Here is an 11,917-nt window from a genome sequence, read left to right as displayed (position 1 = left end):
GTCTAAACGCGTAGTATGTGAGTATTGGATTCGGTTATTAGAATAAGAATAGAAAGCGTTCGTTCCTGATTAAAAGGAGCGGACGCTTTTTTGAGTCTGTATATAATAGGGGTGTCCAACTAGCCAGGCGAATAGTCTTCGAATGAATTTTCAATATGTACAACCTGTCAATCGATGTACCCTGACTTTTGACTAAGATCAAGTTTTAATATTTCTGAAATATCTGCAATGTTCGTTGACAGGTGAAATCTTGTACGGTAATATGTACATGATTAGAGAATACCTGATACAAGGAGATGTAAACTATGAAAATACAGACTGAATCAATTGTAAAAGAACTTGCCAGCTTAATAGAAAAAGGGACAGTAAGTCAAGATATCCAGGTATTAAAAGATCACGATACGGACATGTGGCCGTTACGGATGGTTGAAAAGGCAGTGGGCAAAGAATTACAAGGCCCGCTGTGTGTGGTCAAACCTGCAACAACAGAGGAAGTATCGAAAGTGTTAGCGTATTTGAATGAACATAAGATCTCAGTTGTTCCTTACGGCGGCGGTTCTGGAGTGACAGGCGGTTCTGAGCCTGATTGTGAAAGCGTCATCATTGATGTGGGACATATGAACAGCATATTGGATCTGAATGAAGATAATTTAACTGTGACAGCACAGCCGGGAGTGGTCCTGAGAGATTTAGAAACCTATTTGGAGAGTAACGGTTATACCGGTGGGCATTTCCCGCAGTCGATTGATTTAGCGCAGCTGGGAGGTCTCGTTGCGACAAGAAGTTCTGGTCAATACAGTACGAAATACGGGAACATTGAAGACTTATTACTTGGTTTAGAAGCGGTACTGCCAGACGGAGAGGTTATTCGTATCAAGGATGTACCGCGCAGGTCAGTCGGTCCTGATTTGCGACATATCTTTTTAGGGTCTGAAGGGACGATGGGCATTATTACAGAAGTAACCCTAAAAGTATTTGAAAAATCAACTGACAGATGGCTGGGCGCATATGCGATTAAAGATATGGAACAAGGTTTAAAAATTATTCAAAGGTTCATTCGGACTGGGTGGAATCCAGCAGTTACAAGACTGCACGATGCGGTAGAAGCTGAACGTTCGTACAGCAACTTTATTGAAGAAGGCGAATCAATTCTTCTTCTGCTTTCTGAAGGTCCTGAGGGTTATGCACAAACGGAAGGCACAGCCATCGATAAAATTGTTCAGGCAGGGGGAGGTCGTGCCCTTGGTGACAAGCCATTGATTCAGTGGTTAGAGAAACGAAATAACACGAAAGAATTAGAAGAATATACGAGCCAGGGAATTATAGTCGATACTATTGAAATATCGGCAAATTGGTCAGATGTAGCAGTTATTTATGAAGAAGTCCTAGCCAATTTAAAGCGTGATGTTCCCGAAGTGATGGTTGCATCAGGACACTCTTCACATAGCTATGATCAAGGAACAAATATTTACTTCATGTTAGGTGCGATGCCTAAAAGGAATGTAGAAGATGTGAGCCGTGTATATAAAGCAATGTGGCAATCTGTTATAGAAACAACGCTCTCTCATAATGGATCCATATGCCATCATCACGGAATTGGGAAAGTTCGTGCACAGTGGGTGCCTTCTGAACTTGGAAGCTCTTATCAGATACTGGAAAAAGTGAAAATGTCGCTTGATCCAAATGGAATTATGAATAAAGGCACATTGATGCCGCAAAACGAAAAGTGATGTCTGAAAGTGAAAAGGCAGGTTTTTCATAACAAAGGAGGGATACGAATGGAGAGCAAATATATACTTGCGATTGATGCCGGAACATCGGGCGTACGTGCTGTCATTTATGATCAGGAAAGTAACGAGGTGGCGATTGAATATAGTGAGTTCACACAAATTACTCCCGCTCCAAGTTTGCTGGAACATGATCCGATGGAAATTTGGAATCTTACAGAACAGTTAATGCGCGATGCAGTGAAGAAAGCTGAGCTAGGCTTTGAAGATATAGCAGCTATTGGTTTGGCCACTCAGCGTTCCACAGCGGTTGCATGGGATAAAAATACAGGTTTGCCTGTTTACAACGCGATTGTCTGGCAAGATTTACGCACTTATCAAAGATGCTTAGAACTTACAGAGATTATGGGAATATCGATCAGTCCTTTTTCAACGTATACAAAGTATGAATGGTTATTAAATAATGTTCCGAATTGTAAAGAAAACGTTCAAAAAGGTGACGTATTAATCGGAACAATGGACAGCTGGTTGCTGTGGAAATTAACTGGAGGAGAAGCTTTTGTTACCGATCCGTCAAATGCAGTAGGTACGAATATATGGAATCCCATTACTGGCGATTGGGATGAAGGGTTAGCAGGCTTTATTGGGCTTTCCGTCGATCACCTCGCAAAACTGGTGTCATCTAGTGAAGTATACGGTACGACAGTGAAATCACTATTTAATGCAGATATTCCAGTCGCGGCAGTCGCAGGTGACCAACAATCTGCCATGTTTGGCCACTTAGCCACGAAACCGGGTGAAGGAAAAGCAACATACGGAACATCTGTAATGGTTGACGTGAATACCGGAACAAACTGGATATCTAGTGAGAACTCTTTCCCGCTGGCGCTTTGGCGCTTCAACGGACAAGATTCATTTTGTCTGGAAGGCCAGGTAGTTACAGGTGGAGCTACGATGAGTTGGGTCAAAGAGTTGAATATACTTCAGGATATTGAAGAAGTATTTAGAGAAGAAACGATGCCTAAAGGCGGTGGTGTTTACTTTGTACCTGCACTTCAGGGATTGGGGACCCCGTATATGGATCCATCGGCTAAAGGTGCTATATTCGGTCTGACGCGTGCGACTACAAGGCAGCATGTCGTCAAAGCTGTGCTGGAAGCAGTAGCTTTCAGAACCAGACAGGTAGTGGAATCATTGCGTGAAAAAACGGGTGAAGAATCTTTCGCGACGTTACAAGTAGATGGCGGCATGTCAAAAAATGATTACTTTATGCAAATGCAGGCGGACATATTAGGAATAAATGTAGAAAGACAGCAAACCGAGCAAGTAACAGCGTTAGGCATTGCTTACCTGGCAGGATTAGCAGTGGGCTACTGGAAAGACGAAGAGGAGATTCGGAAGTTCAAGAAAGCAGGGACCATTTTTATTCCGCGCACAACGGACTCGAATATGGAAGCGCGTTTTCAGGAGTGGAAAAACGTCGTGGACGCAGTGAGAAGTATCCCTACAGTAGACGTATAATGAAGGGGGGCAATTTAATATGACGAATCATCCATTTAGTCCTGAAGGAAGAATCGAAGCACTGCAAGCAATGTCCGATGAAACATTTGATTTATTGATCATCGGCGGTGGAATCACAGGAAGTGGAATTGCCCGCGATGCAACATTGAGAGGTCTGAAAGTGGCTCTTGTGGAAAAAGAAGACTTTGCTTATGGTACATCAAGCCGTTCTTCTAAATTAGTTCATGGCGGAGTTCGATATCTTGCAACAGGCAATGTGGGTTTAGTGAAAGAATCAGCCAGAGAAAGAAAAGTGTTGAAAAAAATTGCTCCACATCTGATTCACCCGTTAGACTTTATCATTCCAGTTTTTAAAAGTGGCAGTCTAATTAAATATCGCACAGGATTTCTACTTTTTGATAAACTGGCTAAATCAACAAAAGATGAAACACATAGAACACTAACAGCCGATGAAGTTCGCGAATATGCTCCACTTTTAAGAGAACCCCTTAAAAGCGGTATAGTATACGGTGAATATATCACTGAGGATGCGCGATTCACAGTAATGAATGCACGTTCAGCTGCTGAGCATGGGGCGCGCGTTGTAAACCATACAGCAGTAACTTCTTTTCGTTATGACGACGCGGGTACTGTTATCGGTGCCACTGTGAAAGATCAGCTAACCAGTAACGAACATCAAATAACTGCTGCACTGACAATTAATGCTACTGGCCCGTGGGCAGAAGATTTATTGCAAAAGAATGATTTGCAGGCACCTGAAACATTATTGTTAAGTAAAGGAATTCATCTCGTTTTCCCTGCTGAGAAAATCCCGTTAACAAGTGCTGTTCTTCTGGAATCCTCTGACGGTAAATCAGGATTCATTATTAGACGCTGGAATTATGTTTACGTTGGAACTACAGATGTCATTCATGAAGGCGACATTGATCAGCCAGGAGGAGATCAGGCGGCAATCGACTACCTATTTGACTTGGCCGTCGATTGTTTTCCTGAAGCCAAGTTAGAAAAAGAAGATATATTAGGTATATGGGCAGGATTACGTCCGTTAATAAAACAAGAAGGCAAATCTACACGAGATACTTCACGAGACGATGAGGTCTGGAAAATAAAAGAAGGATTGCTGACGGTTGCAGGTGGTAAATTAACAACTTATCGAAAAATGTCAGAACGTGTCTTAAAAGAAGTAGCAAAAGACTTACCGAAAAAGTTTGGAGATAACCAAAAAACTGAGGAAGTAGTTTTACCTGGCGGGGATATTGGTGAAGATTATTATCAATATCAGAGGGATATGTCCGCTAAACTTAAGGCGGCCGGCATACCGCCCGTTGCAATTGAACGCTTAGTGTGGCTTTACGGTGCAGCTAACGATGAGCTGCTTGCTTATGGAGAAGATGATATAAAATGGATTGACTTGCTGGCAAAAAATGTCCCCGGTATCAAAGGTGAGGTAAAGCTAGCTGTTGAAAAAGAGATGGCGCTTACGATAACAGACTTTATGGACCGGCGTTCTGCGCTTTTAATTTTTGATAAGAATCACGGTATGGATGCAGTAAATGAAGTTGCCGATATTATGGCAGATCTGCTGAATTGGGATGATGCAGAAAGAACTAGGCAGATTGAAGAACATTATAAGAATGCTGAAAAGGTATTAATTTAATTAAACAAAATCCCCCGGGTGCACAGTGAATACGCGAACCCGGGGGACTTTACTGGAATAATGTTTGAGAATTAAAACGATGGTGTAATTTTATACGCCATTACTTGTTTCTGGGTTTCAACAACAGCCTCTGGATTAATACATTTCAATAATAACTGGTTCAAAGCTTTATTATCTTTTTTAACAACTAAACAGGCAATGGTATTATCAATTTGCTCGACTTCGTATTGAGTGAGTGGAATCATCCTTAAGGAGTCAGGCTGCGAAATGATGCCGACATCCCATATTCCTGCATCCCAAATGGTTGCGTCAATTTCTCCTGTGATGAGCTTATCAATCGTTTGACCATAAGAGGTTTCGACGAGCTGAACATTTTTACCGTTAAATTCTTTAAGCGTAAGCTGCAAATGGTCAAAAGAAGAAGAGTCGACCCCTATTCGCATCCCTTCAGAAATCTCATTGGCGAATTCATTGCGAACAAGCAGAACATGTTTGCTGACATTCGAACCGGGCCCAAATTCAAATAAAAGCGTTAAATCCTCATCATCCTGAATCCTGTTCCAAGTAAGTTTTGAAATGATCATGAAATCACATCGAGAGGATTGAAGGAAATTTAATCGGTTCTTTGCTCCTCTTACCTGGGCCAGAATGAGCGACATATCGGAATTCTCAAAAGCTTGGTGCAGCCCAGTCGCTAAACCTAGATAGAGCCTGGAATAAGTTATCGGAAGTGTACCGATAACTTCCTCGAGTTGAGCGGCCTTTAATAGAAGTGGACGATTTACCTTTTTGATATAAGAACCTTGCTGTGCAAGACTCTCAATTTCCAAAGCGCCATCCTCCACTAGACGTGATAAAGCTGTTTGTATTGTTCCGCGGCCAACATCGAAGTCTTCAGATAACTTTTTAATTGAATCAAAGCGATCTCCTTCTTCTAGTATAAGCAGGCGTCTTGCCAATTCAATTGAAATAGAGACATAACGATAATGCACGGGCAAACTCTCCCTTTGGTTTTATGCCTTACATCGTATCTTTTGTAGAATGATTTTGCAAGGTGAAAGACAATGTTTTGGCGGTATAGGCATGTGTTGAGTTATTGCGGAATTAATGTTAGCTAAGTCATTTATTACCTCGCATAAACTGTTCTTTTTTTACTGCCCAATTCATTACGGCCTGAAACACATCCTTGAATTCATAGCCCAACGGTGTCAGCTCGTATTCCACTTTTTTCGGTGCTTCTGTCAGCACATGTTTCGTTAGCAAGCCTTCCTGTTCCAAATCCTTCAGCCTTTCAGATAAAAGCCGGTCGGAAATTCCTTCAATCGCATTCAGCAATTCGTGATAGCGCTTAGGCCCCTCAAATAATTGATAAACAATAATTCCAGTCCATCGCTTACCGATGAATTCGATAGCGCTGCGGTAAAGTTCACAGGAATATTCTTTGTGCTCCTCATATTGTTTCATTATAAAACCCCGTTCATGTTTTTCTACATCATAACATATTCCAAAAAACTTGACGGAATGTACTTACTAAAAGTACGGACGGGTGCTTATTAAAGATTAGTTCAATTAACAGGAGGAATTAGAATGGCTGATACATTGTCTGCATTGATTTAAGAGCGTCGATCCGTAAGAAAATACGATCCAAACTTTTAAGATTAGGGCTATTAGATGCATCGAGTAAGGAGATACTCGTCGGTAACTATCCATATGAGACTATGCGACAGGAACTATGGGCGGGTTCGTTAAAGTAAAATTTGCAGAGCGTTTTAATGTAGAAGACCGTTACTCCTATCGTGCTTATTACAATAGGTAATGAAAATGCACCAGCCTATCCGACAACGCGTATAGCAATCGAAGAAAAAGTGAGATTTATTTAACAAAATAAAAATGCCAGGCAACCGCCTGGCATTTTCTATTTTACTTTCAGGAAAATAGGGATTACCTGCAAATTTGCTTTGATAAATCGTAGTTTCTTTTTTGAAGCATCAATTTTTATAACAGGTTTCACAGTATTTCCAATTTGTGTTCGATATACTTCCAAACATCTCGCTAACTTTAGTTTTGAATCTTCCCGCGTAATGAATGATGGCCTATCTCTTGGTTTGTACTATCTTGTTATCCGTAATCTTTTTAACAATATATACAGTATGCATCTTAAAATCAGTTTAACATAATGGTTTTTAACATTTTCACAGTAGTCTAAATTATATTACTGGAGGACTGACGAAATGCCGCAGTGGGTATACTAGCAAAAAAAGTCAGCAACACGGATTAAAGGAAAGAAGAGATAAGATGATAAAAGTGAAGAAACCGGAGCATTATGGATTGCGAAGCATTATCCAGGCATTATTTGTCGTTGTGGGCTCTGTTATCACTGCATACGGACTTGAATCTGTCCTGATCCCGAATCAGGTATCGGACGGCGGGGTTACGGGACTGAGTATTGTTGGCTCTCAATTGTTTGGTCTGCCTTTAGGCTTTTGGATTGCTGTTTTGAATATACCCTTTGTTATTTTAGGCTACTATCAGATTGGCCGCCGTTTTGCAGCACTCTCTGTTCTGGGAATTATGTCTTTAGGAATCAGCACAAGTCTGATGGACCATGTTCCGACAATTATCGAAGGAGATGCGCTGTTGGTGACAGTGGTAGGCGGCATAATTATAGGTGTGGGAATCGGGATGGCACTGCGTAACGGCGGAGCGTTGGACGGAATCGATATGTTGGCAGTTCTACTCTCCAGAAAGCTTCCTTTTGCTACAAGTGACCTGATTTTATTTTTGAATGTCTTTGTATTTATCATTGTATCCACAGTATTCGGGCTGACAGGGGCTATCATGTCAGCGATCGCGTACTTTATTGCATCGAAAGTCATTCACATTATGGAAGTTGGCCTGAGTGGCTCAAAAGCATATAAAATTATGACAGACGAGCCGGAAGGTATGGTGGAGGAAATCCGCATCCGGCTAGGTCGCACAGCTACATACCGAGTAGTGCAGGGCGGTTTTACCAATGAAAACTTCATGGAAATCACGTGTATCATTCATCGTCTGGAAGACAGTAAAATGAAAGAAATCATCCGTGATGTAGATCGCAATGCATTCGTTGCAGTCTATGACGTGGCCGAAATCAAAAAAGGAAATTTAAAGCGGGGCAGCGAGGCGGCTAAAAAGAAAAAAGAACGGCAACTGCTCTAATATTCTTGCACATGACAGGATCATTGGTCTATAAAAGAAAAAACTGCATATACGGAGATAACTGAAAATGGTATGCTGATTCGTGAGAACTATCCTGAAATATCATGAGAGGGGAACTACATGAACACTTTACAGCGGCAATGGTTCGGTAATGTGCGTGCAGATTTATTGGCGGGAATTGTCGTTGGTCTGGCACTCATACCCGAAGCACTCGCGTTTGCGTTCATCGTTGGAGTGGATCCGCGTGTTGCGCTTTACGCTTCATTTACCATTGCAGTCATTACATCATTTGTGGGCGGCCGGCCTGGTCTGATATCAGCAGCAACTGGGGCGATGGCTTTAGTACTCGTTAGTCTGATGGCAGATCACGGTCTACAATACGTACTGGTCGCGACAATCTTAACAGGAATCATCCAATTAATCCTCGGAGGGCTGGGCGTTGCGAACTTAATGCGTTTCATTCCTAACTCCGTCATGCTGGGGTTTGTGAATGCACTCGGTATCATGATCTTCATTACGCAAATGCCGTACTTGTTTGGTTCTGGCGCTATGACATACATATTTGCTGCCGCTACATTAATATTGGTCTATGCAGTACCTCGGTTTTTCACTGCGATACCGGCACCTCTTATTGCCATCGTGGTCATGACAACAATTGCACTCTTGAGCGGAGTTAAGCTGCAGTCGATCGGTGACTTGGGCACGATGCCGAACTCACTGCCTACATTTTTTCTGCCGGATATTCCATTGAACTTTGAAACACTAAAAATTATTCTTCCGTATTCATTGGCATTATCGGTAGTCGGTTTACTTGAATCATTACTGACCTCGCAGGTGCTCGATGATATGACCGATACATCAAGCAATAAAAATCGGGAGGCGCGCGGACAGGGAATAGCCAATTTCATCACAGGATTCTTTGGCGGAATGGCAGGCTGTGCACTGATTGGCCAATCGATGATCAATATTAAATCAGGTGGCAGAGGACGTCTTTCCACATTTACTGCCGGTGTATTCCTGATGTTTTTAATCATTGTTCTTGGAGACCTGGTCATTAAAATACCGATGCCTGTTCTTGCGGGCGTAATGGTCATGGTGAGTATGACGACGTTCAACTGGGGATCGTTTAAGTTCCTGCGGTCTGCACCGAGATCGGAATCTCTTGTCATGCTGATTACTGTAAGTATCATATTATATACGCATAACCTGGCGATCGGCGTTGTGATTGGTGTCATTTTAAGTGCATTGTTCTTTGTCGCTAAAATTTCACGCGTGAATGTAACAAATGAATTAGGCATCTATAAAATCAGCGGACCTTTATTTTTTGCTTCTACAACGAAGTTCATTCAGGCTTTTGATGAGGTAACGGAAAAAACTATTGTGATTGATTTTGAAGACAGTCAGCTGTGGGATGAATCGGCAGTTGGCGCGATTCTCAAAGTGAGGCAGAAACTTGCGGACAAAGGAATAGATGTAACGATCCGCGGGCTGAACTCTTCCAGCGAATTATTATATGAAAAGTTATTGTGAGGGGGGAAATGAAAATGAAAGTGGCTGTAGCGATAGACGGTTCAGAAAACGCCATGCGTGCTGCTGAACATGCAGTGTTGATTGTCCGTTATTTACCTGATGCGGAGCTGGAGATTATTTTTGTCGCAGATTTGAGCAAAGCGATGGATGAGCGTCTGCACACATATTCTCCAGAAAGCATGTCATTACGGCGCGAACAAAAAGTACATCCTGTATTGAAAATGGCGGAAGATGCGAATATTTACGCTGAGCTTACGATGCTGAAAGGCAATCCAAGCCAGGAGATCATTAAGCACGTAAATGCATCGGGTACAGATTTGCTTGTCATAGGGAGCCGTGGCTTGAACACGCTGCAGGAAATGGTTCTCGGCAGCGTCAGCCATAAAGTATTGAAGAATGTGAGCTGTCCGGTGACTGTTGTGAAATAGTGACTGGATTTTGGGTTCATATTTTCTGAACAAAAACGATTGTAGCTCTGACATAAGAAAGAATCACAAACGAGGAAGTTATTCGCCGATGAATAATGTCCTCGTTTTGTTTTGATTTACTATGTTTTAACGATAATGTGGTATGGTAAAATTAGCTAAACATTGTAATTCTTTTGTGATTTAGAAGTAAAGGTAGATACAAAAATGAGAGTGTTCAGTAAACTAGCCATTCAGTCGAAGAGTGGTACTTAATATTTAAGACATTTTTACAAAACAATCGATTGCTGTGGAAAGAGGGTTTTACCGATGATGATAATCAAACAAAAATAAATAGGATTAAGATTAGACAGAATCTATTTGTTCAAGCGAATTCCTATTTCCTAAGCAATATCAATAAATGAATAATAGTTAATTATCGGGAGGAATAGCTATGAATATAAATTTACAAGAGAAGATTACGGAAATACAAAATAAAGTTGATTTTTCAGGTTCAGTATTTGTTGTAGACAAAGAAAAGGTGTTAGCAGAGCAAAGCTTTGGTTATGCAAAGCGTTCTGATCAAATAGAAAATAACTCTGCAACCCGCTTTGGAATAGCATCTGGATGCAAATTATTTACTGCAATAGCAGTCTGTCAACTTATTGAGAAAGGGAAAATCTCTTTTGACTCTAAATTGACCGATTGTCTTGATATTGAAATGAAATACTTTGATGAAAAAGTGACTGTCCATCATTTACTAACGCATACTTCGGGAATACCAGACTATTTCGATGAAGATGTAATGGAGGACTTTGAGGAACTTTGGGTTACAAAGCCGATGTATCACATTAGAAATTTAAAAGATTTCTTACCATTGTTTCAAGACGAACCTATGAAAGCAAAAGTAGGAGAATCGTTTCACTATAATAATGCGGGTTACATTTTATTGGGATTAATTGTTGAACAGACAAGTGGACTTGAATTCTCTGATTACATTCAAGCACATATCTTTAATAAGGCTAATATGACGAACTCTGGGTATTTTGCATTTGATTCTCTACCTCCAAGTACAGCATTAGGCTATATCGATAAAGCTGATGGAACTTGGAAAACAAATATCTATTCATTACCTGTAAAAGGTGGCTCAGATGGTGGTGCATTTGTAACTGCTAATGATATGGCCAAGCTGTGGACAGCACTTATGAGTTATCAACTTTTAAATGAAACGTACACAAACAAGCTTTTATCCACTCATACACAAGTCAATGAGAGTGGCTATTATGGTTATGGTATTTGGATTAAGAAAAACACAGAAAACAATATTTTTAAATACCATATAATGGGCTACGATCCAGGAGTCAGCTTTCATTCTGCTTATTATCATGACTTATCCATTAATGTAGTTGTTTGTTCAAATAAATCAGATGGAGCGTTTGAAATATTAAGTGGAATAGAAAATGAATTGATAAAAACATAATATTTAAAATTGAGATAGATTAAAAATGCTATGCCGCATTCGGGGGCGATTGCTTAATAGTGAATCGCTCTATATCGCAATCGGGCCAGATTAAAGAACTGAATGTTAGAAATGGAGTAAGAAATATGGTTTTTATAGCATTGCTAATAAGCATTTTAACTACTTATTTCTGGAGATGGGCTAGTCATATTTATATTGACATAAGCCGTAGTATGGCTGCTTCCAATTATCCAGGCGATATAACATTTATTGATCGAGTAGTATATCAGTTGTTTTTCCCAGCATCATTATTCGTCGTTTTATATATTTCATTGTTTTTATTAGCTCTTATTTTTAAAAATAAAATTAAAGAACTCTCACCTAAAAGTAAGTTTCTATTTGTAATTCCGTTAATATTCAC

Annotated in this window: 9 protein-coding genes; 7 read left to right on the top strand and 2 right to left on the bottom strand. The window is 40.6% G+C overall.

Translation table 11 applies throughout. From position 1 onward, the window contains the following. Nucleotides 1-305: 305 nt before the first annotated feature. Genes Q1J64_RS14790 through Q1J64_RS14780 form a run of 3 tightly spaced genes read left to right on the top strand, consistent with a single transcriptional unit; the run spans nt 306 to nt 4,905 of the window. On the top strand, nt 306-1,730 hold the full coding sequence (locus tag Q1J64_RS14790; protein WP_301109871.1) for an FAD-binding oxidoreductase: 1,425 nt from the start codon (nt 306-308) through the stop codon (nt 1,728-1,730). Nucleotides 1,731-1,778: 48 nt separating this feature from the next. After that, complete coding sequence (locus Q1J64_RS14785) at nt 1,779-3,248, top strand: FGGY family carbohydrate kinase (protein ID WP_301109870.1); 1,470 nt, start codon at nt 1,779-1,781, stop codon at nt 3,246-3,248. A 19-nt stretch (nt 3,249-3,267) separates the two neighbouring features. Further along, the gene (locus tag Q1J64_RS14780) at nt 3,268-4,905 is read left to right on the top strand and encodes a glycerol-3-phosphate dehydrogenase/oxidase (RefSeq protein WP_301109869.1); all 1,638 of its coding nucleotides are present in this window, start codon (nt 3,268-3,270) and stop codon (nt 4,903-4,905) included. Nucleotides 4,906-4,976: 71 nt separating this feature from the next. Here the strand turns inward: Q1J64_RS14780 and yhfZ are convergent, their stop codons facing one another. Continuing rightward, complete coding sequence (gene yhfZ, locus Q1J64_RS14775) at nt 4,977-5,897, bottom strand: GntR family transcriptional regulator YhfZ (RefSeq protein ID WP_301109868.1); 921 nt, start codon at nt 5,895-5,897, stop codon at nt 4,977-4,979. A 127-nt stretch (nt 5,898-6,024) separates the two neighbouring features. Beyond that, a complete protein-coding gene (locus tag Q1J64_RS14770) occupies nt 6,025-6,369 on the bottom strand; it encodes a winged helix-turn-helix transcriptional regulator (RefSeq protein WP_301109867.1) in 345 nt (114 codons plus the stop codon). A gap of 831 nt (nt 6,370-7,200) precedes the next feature. On the opposite strand from Q1J64_RS14770, the gene Q1J64_RS14765 reads away from it, so the two are divergent. The 4 genes from Q1J64_RS14765 (at nt 7,201) to Q1J64_RS14750 (ending at nt 11,517) form a co-directional block, all read left to right on the top strand. Next, nucleotides 7,201-8,103: a YitT family protein gene (locus Q1J64_RS14765; protein ID WP_301109866.1), complete on the top strand. Its 903-nt coding sequence runs from the start codon at nt 7,201-7,203 to the stop codon at nt 8,101-8,103. 120 nt (nt 8,104-8,223) lie between these two features. Next, complete coding sequence (locus Q1J64_RS14760) at nt 8,224-9,633, top strand: SulP family inorganic anion transporter (RefSeq protein ID WP_301109865.1); 1,410 nt, start codon at nt 8,224-8,226, stop codon at nt 9,631-9,633. Between the two features lie 14 nt (nt 9,634-9,647). Next, entirely contained in the window at nt 9,648-10,061 is a 414-nt protein-coding gene (locus Q1J64_RS14755) for a universal stress protein (RefSeq protein WP_301109864.1), read from the top strand. Nucleotides 10,062-10,491: 430 nt separating this feature from the next. After that, nucleotides 10,492-11,517 (top strand): serine hydrolase domain-containing protein, encoded by a 1,026-nt coding sequence (locus Q1J64_RS14750; RefSeq protein ID WP_301109863.1) that lies wholly within the window; start codon nt 10,492-10,494, stop codon nt 11,515-11,517. The last annotated feature ends 400 nt before the right edge of the window (nt 11,518-11,917 follow it).

Source organism: Sporosarcina sp., assembly GCF_029257255.1.
GTDB lineage: Bacteria > Bacillota > Bacilli > Bacillales_A > Planococcaceae > Sporosarcina.
The sequence above is the reverse complement of the archived record's forward strand: the minus strand, read 5'-3'. Positions and strand labels throughout refer to the sequence as shown.

What these genes read in the sequence shown, in the direction of transcription:
- Q1J64_RS14790 (WP_301109871.1), top strand. Translation starts at nt 306, where the DNA reads ATGAAAATACAGACTGAATCAATTGTAAAAGAACTTGCCAGCTTAATA.
- Q1J64_RS14785 (WP_301109870.1), top strand. Translation starts at nt 1,779, where the DNA reads ATGGAGAGCAAATATATACTTGCGATTGATGCCGGAACATCGGGCGTA.
- Q1J64_RS14780 (WP_301109869.1), top strand. Translation starts at nt 3,268, where the DNA reads ATGACGAATCATCCATTTAGTCCTGAAGGAAGAATCGAAGCACTGCAA.
- Q1J64_RS14770 (WP_301109867.1), bottom strand. Translation starts at nt 6,369, where the DNA reads ATGAAACAATATGAGGAGCACAAAGAATATTCCTGTGAACTTTACCGC.
- Q1J64_RS14765 (WP_301109866.1), top strand. Translation starts at nt 7,201, where the DNA reads ATGATAAAAGTGAAGAAACCGGAGCATTATGGATTGCGAAGCATTATC.
- Q1J64_RS14760 (WP_301109865.1), top strand. Translation starts at nt 8,224, where the DNA reads ATGAACACTTTACAGCGGCAATGGTTCGGTAATGTGCGTGCAGATTTA.
- Q1J64_RS14755 (WP_301109864.1), top strand. Translation starts at nt 9,648, where the DNA reads ATGAAAGTGGCTGTAGCGATAGACGGTTCAGAAAACGCCATGCGTGCT.
- Q1J64_RS14750 (WP_301109863.1), top strand. Translation starts at nt 10,492, where the DNA reads ATGAATATAAATTTACAAGAGAAGATTACGGAAATACAAAATAAAGTT.